This is a genomic window from Geodermatophilus sp. SYSU D00703, assembly GCF_054050155.1.
Genome location: NZ_JBJGYU010000023.1, coordinates 16,551 through 30,194, shown reverse-complemented (window position 1 = coordinate 30,194; position 13,644 = coordinate 16,551). Strand labels below are relative to the sequence as shown.

Annotated in this window: 13 protein-coding genes; 11 read left to right on the top strand and 2 right to left on the bottom strand. The window is 74.4% G+C overall.

What is annotated here, in order from left to right; all coding sequences use genetic code 11:
- Window positions 1–101 precede the first annotated feature (101 nt).
- The 5 genes from ACI782_RS18880 to ACI782_RS18860 are packed head-to-tail and all read left to right on the top strand — an operon-like array spanning window position 102 to window position 4,560.
- Entirely contained in the window at window positions 102–962 is an 861-nt protein-coding gene (locus ACI782_RS18880; RefSeq protein WP_456911616.1) for a branched-chain amino acid ABC transporter permease, read from the top strand.
- Window positions 959–2,011, top strand: coding sequence for a branched-chain amino acid ABC transporter permease (locus tag ACI782_RS18875; protein WP_456911615.1), 1,053 nt, complete (start codon window positions 959–961; stop codon window positions 2,009–2,011). The genes ACI782_RS18880 and ACI782_RS18875 overlap by 4 nt, the downstream gene beginning before the upstream one ends.
- Complete coding sequence (locus tag ACI782_RS18870) at window positions 2,008–2,754, top strand: ABC transporter ATP-binding protein (RefSeq protein ID WP_456911614.1); 747 nt, start codon at window positions 2,008–2,010, stop codon at window positions 2,752–2,754. The genes ACI782_RS18875 and ACI782_RS18870 overlap by 4 nt, the downstream gene beginning before the upstream one ends.
- Window positions 2,751–3,515: an ABC transporter ATP-binding protein gene (locus ACI782_RS18865; protein WP_456911613.1), complete on the top strand. Its 765-nt coding sequence runs from the start codon at window positions 2,751–2,753 to the stop codon at window positions 3,513–3,515. Before ACI782_RS18870 ends, ACI782_RS18865 begins: the two co-directional genes overlap by 4 nt.
- Before the next feature lie 34 nt (window positions 3,516–3,549).
- Window positions 3,550–4,560 carry an LLM class flavin-dependent oxidoreductase gene (locus tag ACI782_RS18860; protein ID WP_456911612.1) on the top strand — a complete coding sequence of 337 codons (1,011 nt, stop codon included), beginning with the start codon at window positions 3,550–3,552 and terminating at the stop codon, window positions 4,558–4,560.
- 10 nt (window positions 4,561–4,570) lie between these two features.
- Here the strand turns inward: ACI782_RS18860 and ACI782_RS18855 are convergent, their stop codons facing one another.
- Together ACI782_RS18855 and ACI782_RS18850 are read right to left on the bottom strand one after the other, a co-directional pair.
- The gene (locus tag ACI782_RS18855) at window positions 4,571–6,478 is read right to left on the bottom strand and encodes a helix-turn-helix domain-containing protein (protein WP_456911611.1); all 1,908 of its coding nucleotides are present in this window, start codon (window positions 6,476–6,478) and stop codon (window positions 4,571–4,573) included.
- An 85-nt stretch (window positions 6,479–6,563) separates the two neighbouring features.
- Window positions 6,564–8,531, bottom strand: coding sequence for an AMP-binding protein (locus ACI782_RS18850; protein WP_456911610.1), 1,968 nt, complete (start codon window positions 8,529–8,531; stop codon window positions 6,564–6,566).
- Between the two features lie 218 nt (window positions 8,532–8,749).
- Here ACI782_RS18850 and ACI782_RS18845 point away from each other — a divergent pair, with 218 nt between their 5' ends.
- From ACI782_RS18845 to ACI782_RS18820, 6 genes are read left to right on the top strand one after another with little or no spacing between them, the layout of a single operon-like run.
- The gene (locus tag ACI782_RS18845) at window positions 8,750–9,997 is read left to right on the top strand and encodes an LLM class flavin-dependent oxidoreductase (RefSeq protein ID WP_456911609.1); all 1,248 of its coding nucleotides are present in this window, start codon (window positions 8,750–8,752) and stop codon (window positions 9,995–9,997) included.
- Window position 9,998: 1 nt separating this feature from the next.
- Entirely contained in the window at window positions 9,999–11,306 is a 1,308-nt protein-coding gene (locus tag ACI782_RS18840; protein ID WP_456911608.1) for a bifunctional 3,4-dihydroxy-2-butanone-4-phosphate synthase/GTP cyclohydrolase II, read from the top strand.
- A gap of 27 nt (window positions 11,307–11,333) precedes the next feature.
- On the top strand, window positions 11,334–12,266 hold the full coding sequence (locus tag ACI782_RS18835) for a fumarylacetoacetate hydrolase family protein (RefSeq protein ID WP_456911607.1): 933 nt from the start codon (window positions 11,334–11,336) through the stop codon (window positions 12,264–12,266).
- A gap of 14 nt (window positions 12,267–12,280) precedes the next feature.
- Window positions 12,281–12,430 carry a hypothetical protein gene (locus ACI782_RS18830; protein WP_456911606.1) on the top strand — a complete coding sequence of 50 codons (150 nt, stop codon included), beginning with the start codon at window positions 12,281–12,283 and terminating at the stop codon, window positions 12,428–12,430.
- 9 nt (window positions 12,431–12,439) lie between these two features.
- Window positions 12,440–12,772 (top strand): redoxin domain-containing protein, encoded by a 333-nt coding sequence (locus tag ACI782_RS18825; RefSeq protein WP_456911651.1) that lies wholly within the window; start codon window positions 12,440–12,442, stop codon window positions 12,770–12,772.
- A complete protein-coding gene (locus ACI782_RS18820; protein ID WP_456911605.1) occupies window positions 12,769–13,635 on the top strand; it encodes an FAD binding domain-containing protein in 867 nt (288 codons plus the stop codon). The genes ACI782_RS18825 and ACI782_RS18820 overlap by 4 nt, the downstream gene beginning before the upstream one ends.
- Window positions 13,636–13,644 lie beyond the last annotated feature (9 nt).

The window sequence follows — 13,644 nt, the reverse complement described above, 5'->3', positions numbered from 1 at the left end:
GGGGGTCCCGCGGGACGGCCGGTCCGGACGACCTCGCACCCGGCAGACCTCGCACCCGGCAGACCTCGCACCCGGCAGACCTCGCACCCGGAAGGAGGCGCATGGACCAGTTGCTCTCCCAGCTCGTGCTGGGGCTCGTCAGCGGCGCGCTGCTCGTGCTCCTCGCGCTCGGCCTGAACCTCATCTTCGGGCTGCTGGAGTTCATCAACTTCGCCCACGGTGCCCTGTACATGGTGGGCGCCTACGTCACCTCGTACCTGGCCGCCGCGACCGGCAGCATCTGGCCGGCGCTGCTCCTGGTGCCGGTCGTGATGGCCGCGCTCGGCGCGCTGCTCGAGCGGACGATCATCAAGCCGATGTACGGGCGCGACCAGGTCGACGCCCTGTTGCTCACCTTCGGCCTGACCTACATCCTCATCGAGGGCGTGCGGCTGATCGCCGGCTCCGGTGGCCGCCGCGTCCCCTCGCCGGGGCTGCTCGACTTCCAGGTCCCCCTGGGGTTCGGCCGGCCCATCCCGGCGTACCTGCTGTTCGTCGTGGTCGTCGTCGGCCTCGTCGTCGCGGGGCTGTGGCTGTTCCTGCAGCGGACCAACGTCGGGCTGGTCGTCCGCGCCGGCATCCGCGACCACGTGATGATCCGGGCCCTGGGCGTGCGCTTCGACCGCTACCGCACCCTGGTGTTCGCCCTCGGCGTCGCGGTGGCCGGCATCGCGGGCGTCCTCACCGGCCCGATCACCGGCGTCTACCCGGAGATGGGCGCGGACATCCTCATCCTCGCGTTCGTCGTCGTGGTGGTCGGCGGCATGGGCAGCTTCTGGGGCGCCGTCGCCGCCGGGCTGCTGATCGGCGTCGTGGTCTCCCTGACCACGCTCTACGCCAGCATCTACGCCGGGATCGTGCCGTTCGTGCTCATGATCCTGGTGATGACGTTCCGGCCGCGCGGCCTGCTGGGGGCGACATGACCGACCTGAGGACGTCCGCCTCGGACGGCACACCGGACGCCGGGGCGGCGGCGGTCACCCTCGCCCGGGCCCGCGGTGCGGGGGCGGCGCGCTGGACCTGGGGGCAGCTGGTGCTGCTCGTGGCCCTCGCGGTGGTCGTCATGTTCACCGTCCCGAACCCGAGCCTGGCGATCGGCATGCTCGTCTACGGGCTCTGGGCGGCGGGCCTGAACCTGCTCGTCGGCTACGGCGGCCTGGTGTCCTTCGGCCACGCACTGCCCTTCGCGTGGGGCGGCTACGCCGCCGGGCTGGTGCTGCTGCACGTGAGCACCAGTGCGTGGCTGGCGCTGCTGGTCTCGGCGCTCGCCATGGCGGTGCTCTCGCTGCTGGTCGGCGCGGTGTGCCTGCGCCGCGCCGAGGTGTACTTCTCGATGCTCACGCTGGCCTTCGCCCAGCTCGGCTTCTTCATCGCGCTGCAGTGGGACAGCGTCACCCGCGGGGACGACGGCCTGTCCGGCATCCCGGTCTCGACGCTGTGGCTGCCGGGGGCGAGCATCGAGCTCAACGCGCTGCGCGAGCCGCTCACGTTCTTCGTGTTCACCGCGGTGGTCGTGCTGGTCGTCTTCGCCGCGCTCATCCTCTACACCGAGTCGCCGATGGGCCGCGTCCTGCAGGCGATCCGGGAGAACGAGGAGCGCGCCCGCGGGTGCGGCTACAACACCCGGCTGGTCCAGCTGGTCACCTTCGTCGTCGCCGGCACGGTCGCAGGACTGGCCGGCGGCCTGTTCGCGATGCTCAACAACTTCGTCGGCCTGCAGCCGTACTGGCTGCTGTCCGGCGTCGTGCTGATCATGGTGATCCTCGGCGGCCGGTCGTCGCTGTTCGGGCCCTTCCTCGGCGCGGTCGTCTACCTGCTCCTGGAGAGCAGCCTCAGCCGCACGTTCGCGTCCTGGCAGCTGATCGTCGGCGCGATCTTCGTGCTGTGCGTCCTGGCCTTCCCGCAGGGGCTGTGGGGTCTGGTCACCCAGACGCTGCCGGGCCTGTTCCGGCGGAGACGGAGGGCGTCATGAGCGACCTGGTCCTGCAGGCCGAGGGGCTGGACCGCTCCTTCGGCGGCATCCACGCGGTGGACGACGTCTCGCTGGAGGTCCCGGAGGGCAGTCTGCACGCGATCATCGGCCCGAACGGCTCGGGCAAGACGACGCTGTTCAACCTGATCACCGGGCACACCCGGCCCAGCGCCGGGCGGGTGCGGTTCGCCGGCGAGGACATCACCGGCATGCCGTACTCGAAGGTGGCCCGCAAGGGGCTGGCGAAGTCCTACCAGATCACCACGGTCTTCCCGCTGCTCACCGTCTTCGAGAACGTGCGGATCGCGGCCCAGGCGGCGTCCCACTCGTACGTGTTCTGGCGCCCGGCGGACGGGATCAAGGCGGTCGTCCGGCGCACCGAGGAGGTGCTGGAGCGGATCGGCCTGGCCGCCGACCGGGACGTCATCGCCAGCAACCTCTCCCACGGCGACCAGCGCCGGCTCGACCTCGCGATCGCGCTGGCCACCTCGCCCCGGCTGCTCCTCCTCGACGAGCCGACGGCCGGGATGAGCCCACCCGAGACGGCCGCGACCGTCGAGCTGGTGCAGGAGCTGAACCGCGACGTGACCATCCTGATGATCGAGCACAAGATGGACGTGATCCTCTCGATCGCCGACCGGATCACCGTCCTGCACCAGGGCCGCAAGCTCTTCGAGGGGACGCCGGACGAGGTGCGCACCCACCCCGAGGTCCAGGCCGTCTACCTGACGGGCAGCCGGTGAGCACCGCCCAGGGCGCCGGCCGCGCCGAGCGGGCGGAGGCCGTCGGCCCCGCGCTGCTCGAGGTCGACGGCGTCCAGGCCTACTACGGGCTGGCGCACGTGCTGCAGGGCGTCTCGCTCACCGTCCAGCCCGGGGAGCTGGTCGCGCTGCTCGGCCGCAACGGCGCCGGCAAGACCACCACGGTGAAGTCGATCATGGGACTGGTCACCGTCCGCGGCGGGCGGATCCGCTGCGCCGGCCGGGACGTCGTCGGGCTGCCGGCCGAGAGCGTCGCCCAGAACGGGGTCGGCTACGTCCCCGAGGACCGCCGGATGTTCCCCGGGCTCACCGTGCGGGAGAACTTCCGGCTCGCCGCGCTGGGCTCCCGGGTGCCCAAGCCCGAGCAGCAGGCGGCCATCGCCCGCGCGCTGCAGGTGTTCCCCCAGCTGGAGGCGCACCTGGACCGCGACGCCTCCCGGCTGTCGGGCGGCCAGCAGCAGATGGTCGCCGTGGGCCGCGCGCTGATCTGCGGCCGCAACCTGCTGCTGGTCGACGAGGTGACCCAGGGGCTGGCGCCCAACATCGCCGCCGACATGGGCACCACCCTGCGCCGCATCGCCGACGAGGGGCACGGGGTGCTGCTCGTCGAGCAGAACAGCCAGATGGCCCTCGAGCTCGCCGACCGCGTGTACGTCATCGACTCCGGCGTGATCGTGCACTCGGGGGACGCCGCGACGCTGCGCCGCGACCCCGGCTGGATGGAGCAGTACCTGCAGCTGTGAGTCGTGCACCCACGAGGGAGGACCCCCCACCCGCATGGCCGAGACCGGCGTCGCGCTGCCCACGTTCGTCCCCGCACGCACCTGCGAGATCGTGGAGCTGGCCCGGGCGGCGGAGGACGCCGGCTACGCGGCCTTCTACACGACCGAGTCGCTGACCGACACGCTCTCCATCGACCTGGCCGTGCTGCTGCGCACCAGCCGCATCCGGGTCGGCAGCTGTGTGGCGATCTGCTACCTGCGCCACCCCGTCATCGCCGCGCAGATGGCGGTGACCGCCTCGGACCTCTCCGGCGGCCGGTTCGTGCTGGGCCTCGGGCTGGGGCACAAGGTCCGGCTGGCCGCCCTCGGCGTCGAGGTGGGCCGGCCGAGCGAGGACCTGCCGGCCTACGTGCGGGACGTCAAGGCGGTGCTGGAGGGTCGCGGCCGGGAGCGTTACCCGGACCTGCCCCCGCAGGTCTACCAGGGGGAGCTGCTGGACTTCCGGCTCCCGGAGCACCCCGTGCCGGTGCACACCGCCGCGATCGGCCCGAAGATGGCCGAGGCCGGGGCGATGGTCTCCGACGGGGTGATGGCCTGGCTGGTCCCGCGCTCGGGACTGGCCGCCCTGGCCGCGGCGACCGCCCGCGCGGGGGAGCGCACCGGCCGGCCCGCGCCGGTGGTGGAGGCCACCGTGCACGCCTTCGTCTCCGACGACCTCGCGGCCGCGCGGGACGCCGCCCGGGCCTCGCTCGGCTACTGGGTCGGGCTGTCCAGCTACAACAGCGCGCTGGCCCGGGCCGGCTACGAGGCCGAGGCCGCGGCGATCGCCGCCGCGTTCGCGGCCGACGACCAGGTCGGCCTGCGGGCGGCGATCTCCGACCGGCTGGTCGACGAGTACTGCCTGGTCGGGCCGCCGGAGCGGTGCCGGGAGCAGCTCGCGGCCTGGCACGAGACCGACGCGGCGACCGTCGCCGTCGTCCCGCACCCGGTGCAGGACGGCGGGAGCGCCACGGAGGGCTACGTCGCGGGCGTGCGCCGGGCCATCGCCCAGCTCGCCCCCCGCTGACGCGGACCGCTCAGGCGGGGTCGCCGAGGACGGACTCGACCATGAGGGCCAGCTGCAGGTGCAGCAGCGCCTGCGGGTCGCCGAGGTCGCACTCGAGCAGCTCCTCCACCCGCCGCAGCCGGTAGGCCACGGTGTTCGGGTGCACGTGCAGCGCCTTGGCGGTGACCGAGACGTTGCACCGGTGGGACATGTAGGAGTCCAGGGTCGCCCGCAGGCTGGTCTGGTGCTGCCGGTCGTACTCCCGGACGGTGCCGAGCATCGAGTCGGCGAAGGACTGCAGCTCGCGCGGGCGCTTGACCTGCAGCAGCAGCCGGTAGGCGCCGATCGTGTCGAGGGAGACCACCCGGTCGCCGCGCCCGGCGTGCTGCACGAGGTCGAGCACGCCGCAGGTCAGCCGGTAGGCGTCGCCGTACTCGTGGACGTCGGTGCAGGTCGGCCCCACGCTGATGGTCGCCGTCCAGCCGCTGGCGTAGGCCTGGATCTCCCGGCGCAGGTGCTCGGCGAAGTCCCGGGCCGAGCGGTCGGCCTCCGAGTCGCACCACAGCACCACGACGTGGTCGCTGCGGGTCGCGGTGAGCGTGGCCCCCCGCCAGGCGGCGCCGGTCCGCTGCACCAGGGAGAGCAGCGCCCGCTCGGCGGAGGCCGCGCGGTCCTCCGTGCCCGGGCCGGTCGCGTCCGGGGAGGGGTCGCGCCGGATGACCAGCACCGTGTGCGGCCGGGACAGGTCGGCGCCCAGCTGGCGGGCCCGGGCGTGCAGCGCGTCGGGGGCCTGGGTGCCGGGGTCGAGCAGGTCGTCGAGGAAGTCGCGGGACAGCCGCCACTCCACCTCCTGGGCCGTGCGCTCCTTGAGCAGGGCGAGCGCGACGACCGCGGCGGCCCGGGTGAGCGCCCGCCGCTGCGCCGCACCCAGCGGCCGCCGCGGCTGCAGCGCCCACAGGTGGCCCACGGTCTCCTCGTCGAGGACGACGGGGACCACCAGCCCCTCGGACCCCGCCGGGCGGCCCTCCTCCCGCGGCACCGTGACCGCCTCGACGTCCACCTCCTCGCCGACGAGGGCGCGGGCCCGGGAGTACGCCGCGGCGACCTGGCGCTGCCCGGAGCCCGGCCGGCCGTCGCCGCACGCCGAGGCCAGCAGCCGGCCGCCGGCGTCGTCGATCGCGACGCCGCAGCGCAGCATCGCCGCGACCGACCCGGCGATGGCCGCGAGCCCGCCACCGCGCAGCACCACCCGCAGCAGCTCCCGGTGGTCGTCGTCGGCCTGGCGCTGCGCGTCGAGCTCCGCGCTCAGGCCCGCGGCCTCGGCGGCGAGCCGGTCGGCCCGCTCCCGGGCCTCGGCCAGCCGGCGGGTGGTCTCGATGGCGAGGCCGGCCTGGTTGGCCATGCTCTCCATGAGGATGATCTCGCGCGCGGAGAAGTCGTGTTCCTCCACCGTGTAGCAGTTGACCAGCCCGAACGGGACCTGCCCCACGACCAGCGGCACCGTCAGCAGCGACGAGTACCCCTGCTGGGCGGCGACGGTCTCCCACGAGCGGGACGGCGCGTCGGCGGAGATGTCGAGCACCGTGACCGGCCGCTGCGCGCGGAAGGCCCGGCTGGAGGGCCCCTCGCCGGTGTCGCACGCGCGCAGCAGGATCGGCGTCCGGGCGTTGATGGCGTCGATGTACTCCCGGGACAGCCCGTAGGAACCCTGGATGATCAGCGCCTCCCGCTCGTGGTCGGCGACGAACACCGCGCAGAAGTCGTAGCCGGTCAGCCGCGCGGTCGTCCCGGCGATGAGGTCGAGCAGCTCGTCCAGGGGCGCGCCCCGGTTGGCCGCGCGGGTGATCTCGGCGATCGCGTCCAGCCACGAGCTCAGCTCGGCGGCGGCCGGCTCCCCGGCGAGGAGGACGTCGGCGTCGGCGAGCGGCGGGTGCACCACGACGGATCCCACCTCCACAGCGCTGTGTCGCAGGTCACGCCACTCTACGGACACCGCAACCCCCCTTCCGTCTTCTGCGCGCGACTCACCCGACCGGGGTGCGCTCCGGGCGCGGCCACCGGTCGAGGACGGTGAGGTCCTCCATCGAGGAGAGGTCGCCCGTCGGCGTCCCGAGGTAGGAGGCGCGGGCGACGCGGCGCAGGACCTTCCCGTTGCGGGTCTTGGGCAGCGCATCGACCGCGTGCACCGCGCGCGGGGCCATCGCCCGGCCCAGGGCCGCGGCCAGCGCCTCCCGCAGCGCCGGGACGGCGGCGTCGGCGTCCACCCCGTCGTGCAGCACGACGAAGCAGACCAGCGCCTCGCCCTTCACGTCGTCCGGGACCCCGACCGCGGCGGCCTCCACCACCCGCTCGTCGGCGACCAGCAGCGACTCCACCTCCGCCGGGCCCAGCCGCTTGCCGGCGACCTTGATCGTGTCGTCGGAGCGGCCCAGCAGGTACCAGTGGCCGTCGGCGTCGACGTAGGCGAGGTCGCCGTGGTGCCAGACGCCGGGGAAGCGCTGCCAGTACGTCTCGAGGTAGCGCTGCTCGTCGCGCCAGAAGCCCCGGGTCATGCCCGGCCACACCGAGCGGACGACGAGCTCGCCGATCTCCCCGCGCACCGACCGGCCCCGCTCGTCGACGACGTCGGCGCGGACGCCGAGGGTGGGCCCGGCGAACGCCGTCGGCTTGACCGGCAGGAACGTCGAGCCGCACACCAGCGACCCGCCGATCTCGGTGCCGCCGGAGATGTTGACGATCGGCGCGCGGCCCTTGCCGACGTGCTCGGCGCACCAGTGCCACGGGCCGGCGTTCCAGGGCTCCCCGGTGGACCCGATGGCCCGCAGGTCGGGCAGGTCGTGCCGGTCGGGCCAGGAGTCGCCGTGGACCATCAGCGCGCGGACGACGGTGGGGGAGATGCCCAGCACGGTGGTGCGGCTGCGCTCGGCGACCGCCCAGAGCCGGTCGGGCTCGGGCCAGTCCGGCACGCCCTCGAAGAAGACGGCGGTACCGCCGTTGCCCAGCGCGGCGGCGATGACGAACGAGCCCATGACCCAGCCCATGTCGGTCAGCCACAGCACCGCCGCGGTCTCGTCGACGCCCATGGCGTGCCGGGCCTCCAGCGCCACCTTGAACGGCAGGCCGGCGTGGGTGTGCACGCAGCCCTTGGGCCGGCCGGTGCTGCCGGAGGTGTAGAGCAGCAGGCAGGGCGCGTCGGCGTCCATGGGCTCGGCGTGCGTCACCGGCTCGGCGGCGGCGCACGCCTCGTGCCACCACCGGTCGCGGCCCGGCGTCATCGCGACGTCGACGCCGAGGCGGCGCACCACGAGGACGGTCCGCAGGCCCGGGAGGTCCCGCACCGCGTCGTCGGCGACCTGCTTGAGCGGCACCGGCCGGCCGCGGCGCGGCACGGCGTCGCAGGTGACCAGCACCGCGGCGCCGGAGTCCTCCAGCCGCGCGCGCACCGCGGCCGGCCCGTAGCCGCTGAACAACGGCACGACCACGGCGCCGGTCTTCGCCGCGGCCAGCACGGTGACGATGGCCTCGGGCACCATCGGCAGCAGCAGCGCCACGACGTCGCCGGTGCCGACGCCGGCGTCGCGCAGGGCGCCGGCGGCCGCGTCCACCTCCGCCTTGAGCTCGGCGTAGGTGAGCGTGCGGGTGGCGCCGTCGTCCCCCTCCCACCAGACGGCGCGGGCCGCGCCGCGCCCCTCCCGCACCCACCGGTCGACGGCGAAGTCGGCCCAGTTGAGCTGCCCGCCGGGGAAGAACCGTGGGTGCTCCACGCCCGCCGAGAGGTCGAGCACGGCCTCGTACGGGCGCATCCACGGGATGCCGAGGTCGGCCATCCCCGCGGCCCAGTACCACTCGGGGTCGGCCGCGGCCCGGGCGACGAACTCCTCGGGGTCGGCGATTCCGTGCCGGGCCGCCATCCGCCCGGCGGGCGAGTCCGCGAAGGCGCCCGGCGGGGGTGTCCAGGCCACGGGCAGGCCCTCGAGCTCGTCGATCGGCAAAGGGGGTCTCCTCCCGTCCGGGCCGACCCGGGCGGGCCGTCGTGGGCGTCGAGTATCGAGCGGTCCCGGGCCCGACCGGCTTGTGCGCAGCCACAAAGGGAACCGGGCAGACACTGTCGGGACCTCAGCAGTCAGGCCCCGCCGTCCTCCGTAGCGTCCCTGGCCGATGCGGGGTGATCCACCCCACAGGCTGCGACGACGAGTGGAGGCCGGCGGCCATGGTGAAAGTGATCCTGCAGCTCTACCCCCAGGTGGCCGCGTCCCGCGAGGAGCGCATCGAGCAGCGGCCCCTGGGCCGCGACAGCGAGCGGTACCAGGCGCTGATCCGCGAGATGCCGACGATCGTGCGGGCGGCCGACGAGCTGGGCCTGTGGGGCATCTCCTCGATCGAGCACCACTTCCACAGCGAGGGCTACGAGGTCGGCCCCAACCCCGGCCTGCTCGACGCCTACTGGGCGGCGATCACCACGCGGATCCGGGTCGGCCAGCTCGGCTACACGATGAGCGCGCAGAACCCGTTCCGCGTGGCCGAGGACGTCGCGGTGATCGACCACCTGGCCGGCGGCCGCTCCTTCTGCGGGTTCTCCCGCGGCTACCAGGCGCGCTGGACCAACGTCCTCGGCCAGCACCTGGGCACCCGGGCGACGCTGTCGCCGTCGGGCAACCAGGAGAAGATGGCCGAGCTCGACGAGGCCACGAAGGCCGCCCGGATCTCCGACGACCAGATCAACCGGGAGATCTTCGAGGAGAACGTCGAGCTGGTGCTCCAGTCCTGGACCCAGGACAGCGTCGAGGCCAAGGGCCGCTGGCAGGTGCCCTACCCCTACGACGAGGGCGTCGACTGGACGATGACGGCGACCCGCGAGCTCGGCGCGCCCGGCGAGATGGACGAGCACAACCGGATCCGCCGGGTCAGCGTCGTCCCGAGCCCGCTGCAGAAGCCCTACCCGCCGGTCTTCATCTCCAGCAACGCCAGCAAGGAGACGATCGAGTACTGCGGCCCGCGCGGGTTCATCCCGACCTACTTCTCGAAGATCGAGCGGGCGGCCGAGTTCGGGGCGGCCTACGTCGACGCCGCGGCCGCGGCCGGGCGGGACTACGCGCTGGGGCAGAACCAGGCGCTGGTGCGCTGGGGGCAGATGGCCGAGACCGAGGACGAGGCGCGCCGCATGGTCGCCGAGTACGACGTCGACATCTTCCGCGACCTCTACGCCGGCACGACCCCGATGAAGTTCGACCCGGCCAACCCGGTGGACTCCGTCGTCAACTCCGGGCTGTGGGTGGTCGGCACCCCCGAGCAGGTCCGCGACCAGTACGTGGAGCTGTGGCGGCAGCTGCCGGCCGAGTACGTCGTGCTCATCTACCACTGGGCGCAGCAGCCGGCCGAGAGCGTCGTGCGGCAGCTGGAGCTGTTCATGGAGCACGTCAAGCCCGCGCTCGACGAGATGACCCCCTACGAGGCCTGACGTGGACGACGCGGGGCCGGGCACCGGAGGGCCGCGGTTCGACCCGGTCGAGCTGGCGGTGCAGGAGATCGCCGACGGCGGCATGGTCGTGGTGGTCGACGACGAGGACCGGGAGGACGAGGGCGACCTGGTCATGGCCGCCGCGCACGTCCGCCCGCCGGACATGGCGTTCATGGTCCGCCACGGCTCCGGTGTGGTCTGCGTGGCGCTGACCGGGGAGCGGTGCGACCGGCTCGACCTGCCGCTCATGGTGGGCGACCGCAACACCGAGTCGCACCGGACGGCGTTCACCCACACCGTGGACCTCGCGGCCGGGACGACGACGGGCATCTCGGCGGCCGACCGCGCGGCGACCGTCCGCGCGCTGGCCGACCCGGCCGTGGGCGCGGCCGCGTTCAACCGGTCCGGCCACGTCTTCCCGCTGCGCGCCCGGGACGGCGGCGTCCTCAAGCGGGCCGGGCACACCGAGGCGGCGGTCGACCTGGCGCGGCTGGCCGGGCTCGAGCCGGCCGGGGTGATCTGCGAGGTGGTCAACGACGACGGCACGATGGCCCGCCGTCCCGACCTGTTCCGCTTCGCCGCCGCCCACGGCCTGCCGATCATCACCGTCGCCGACCTGATCGCGTACCGCCGGCGGGTCGACGCGCTGGTGGAGCGGACCGGGGAGGCCCGCGTGCCGACGCCGTGGGGCGAGTTCCGGTGCGTCAGCTACCGGTCGGTGCTCGACGGCACCGAACACGCGGCCTTCACCCTCGGGGACGTCGCCGGCGACGAGGAGCTCCTCGTGCGGGTGCACAGCGAGTGCCTGACCGGCGACATCTTCCGGTCCCTGCGCTGCGACTGCGGCCCGCAGCTGGAGGCGGCGATGGCCCGGGTCGCCGCGGCCGGCCGCGGGGCGGTCGTCTACCTGCGCGGGCACGAGGGCCGGGGGATCGGCCTGGGGCACAAGCTGCGCGCCTACGACCTGCAGGACGCCGGGCGGGACACCGTGGACGCCAACCTCGACCTCGGCGTCCCGGTCGACAGCCGCGAGTACGGCGTCGGGGCGCAGGTCCTCGTCGACCTCGGCGCCCGCCGGCTGCGGCTGCTGACCAACAACCCGGCCAAGTACGGCGGGCTGGCCGGCTACGGGCTGGAGGTCGTGGCCCGCGAGCCGCTGCTGACCGCGCCGAACCCGGAGAACCTCGTCTACCTGCGGACCAAGCAGCGGCGGCTGGGCCACCTGCTCGAGGGCCTGGAGGACCCGCCGGCCGCCGTCCCCCCGCCGCCCCGCGACCTGTTCGCGGGCTCCGGCTCCGCACTCGTCTGACCCCGATCCCCTCGAGGAGGAACCCCCGTGCGCTGGACCACCTACGTGTCGCCGTCCGACGGCCAGGAGCACCCGGCGGTGCTCGTGGACGGCGCCCTGCACGGGCTGCGCACGGCGACCCGCCTGCTCGACCTGCTCGGCGACGACGGCGAGCTGCTGGCCCGGTCGTCCGAGCAGGCGCAGGCCGACCCGCTCGACGTCGTCCCCGAGGCCGAGGCCCGGCTGCGCGCGCCGATCCCGGTGCCGCCGTCGGTCCGCGACTTCTACGCCTTCGAGACCCACGTCCGGACCTACCGGGAGGCCAACGGCCTGCAGATGGACCCCGACTGGTACCAGCGGCCGGTCTTCTACTTCCAGAACCCGGCGGCGATCCGCGGGGCCCGCGACGACGTGCCGCTGCCGCCCGGCTGCACGGACTTCGACTTCGAGCTGGAGTTCGGCGCGGTCATCGGGCGGACGGGGGCCAACCTCACCCCCGAGGAGGCCGAGCGGCACATCGCCGGCTACCTGCTGTTCTGCGACTGGAGCGCCCGGGACCTGCAGGCCCAGGAGGTCCGGCACAGCATGGGCCCGGTCAAGGGCAAGGACACCGCGACCAGCCTCGGGCCGTGGCTGGTCACCCCCGACGAGCTCGAGCCCCGACGGCGGGGCCGGTCGTTCGACCTGCAGATGCAGGCGTCGGTGAACGGCCAGATCTACAGCAAGGGCAACGCCGCCGACCTGTACTGGAGCTTCGGCCAGATGATCGCCTACGCCTCGCGCGGCACCGAGGTGCGGACCGGCGACGTCATCGGCAGCGGCACGGTGGGCACCGGCTGCATCCTGGAGCTGTCCACCGTGCACGGCTCCGACGAGTACCCGTGGCTGCGGCCGGGCGACGAGGTGCGGCTGGAGACCGAGCTGCTGGGCGCGATCACCGCGCGGGTCACCGACCCGCCGCCGCTGCACCCGCTGACCTGACCCGAGGAGGTCCGGTGACCGCTGTACCTGCGATCGGGGTGGGCGACCGCGCCCCCGACTTCCGGCTCCGGCACACCTTCGAGGCCGCCGTCGGCCTGGCGGAGACGCGCGAGCGGGGGCCGGTGGTCCTCCTCTTCTACGTCTTCGACTTCGGCAGCCGCTAGACGGCCGAGCTGTCCCAGTTGGGACACCGGGTGGACGAGATCCGTGCGCTGGGCGCCGAGGTGCTGGCCGTCGCCGTCACCGCGACCTTCTCCCAGCAGGCGTTCGCCGAGACCCTCGGCGTGGACTTCCCCCTCCTGTCGGACTGGGACCGCACGGTCTGTGCCGACTACGGGGTGCGCTACGACGTGTGGAAGGGCCACGCCGGCCTGGCCAAGCGGTCGGTCTTCGTCATCGACCGCGGCGGCACGGTGCGGTACCGGTGGGTCACCGACGACGCCCTGGTCCTGCCCGACCTCGACGAGGTGGTCGCGGCGCTGCGGGACCTGCGGGAGGGCGGGTGAAGGCGGCGCCCTTCGACCACGTGCGCGCCGGCACCGTCGCCGATGCGCTGGCCGCGCTGGCCTCGGCGGACGACGCCCGGGTCCTGGCCGGCGGGCAGAGCCTGGTGCCGGTCATGGCGCTGCGCCTGGCCACCCCCGGACTGCTGGTGGACATCACCCGCTGCCCGGAGCTGCGCACGCACCGGCGGGACGACGGCGTCCTGACCGTCGGCGCCGCGGTGACCGACCGGGAGCTGGAGCGGGACCCGGAGGTGGCCGCCGCCCACCCGCTGCTGGTCCGCACGCTCGAGCTGGTCGCGCACCCGGAGATCCGGGCCCGCGGCACCCTGTGCGGCTCGCTGGCCCACGCCGACCCGGCCGCCGAGCTGCCCGCGCTGCTGCTGGCCACCGACGGCGAGGTGGAGGTCGACGGGCCCGCCGGCCGGCGCCGGGTGACCGCCGTGGACTTCCTGACCGGGCCCTTCAGCACCGCCCTGCAGGAGGGTGAGATGGTCGTCGCCGCGCGGCTGCCGCTGCCGGCGCCGGGGGAGGCCTGGACCGTCGACGAGGTCGCCCGCCGGCGCGGCGACTTCGCCCTCGCCGGGGTGGTCTGCGGGGTCGGGCGGGACGACGCCGGCCGCTGCTCGCGCGCCCGGGTGGTGCTGTTCGGCGTGGCCGGCACGCCGGTGCGCGCGGTGCGCGCGGAGGAGCTGCTGGTGGGGGAGCGGCCGACCGCCGCCGTCCTCGCCGCGGCGGCCGCGGCCGCGTTCGACGGCGTCGAGGTGGTCGGCGACGAGGTGCACGCCTCGGCCGCCTACCGGCGCGAGGCCGGCCGGGCGCTGGTCCGGCGGGCGCTGGCCGCCGTCGCGGGGGAGGCAACGTGACCGGGGAGG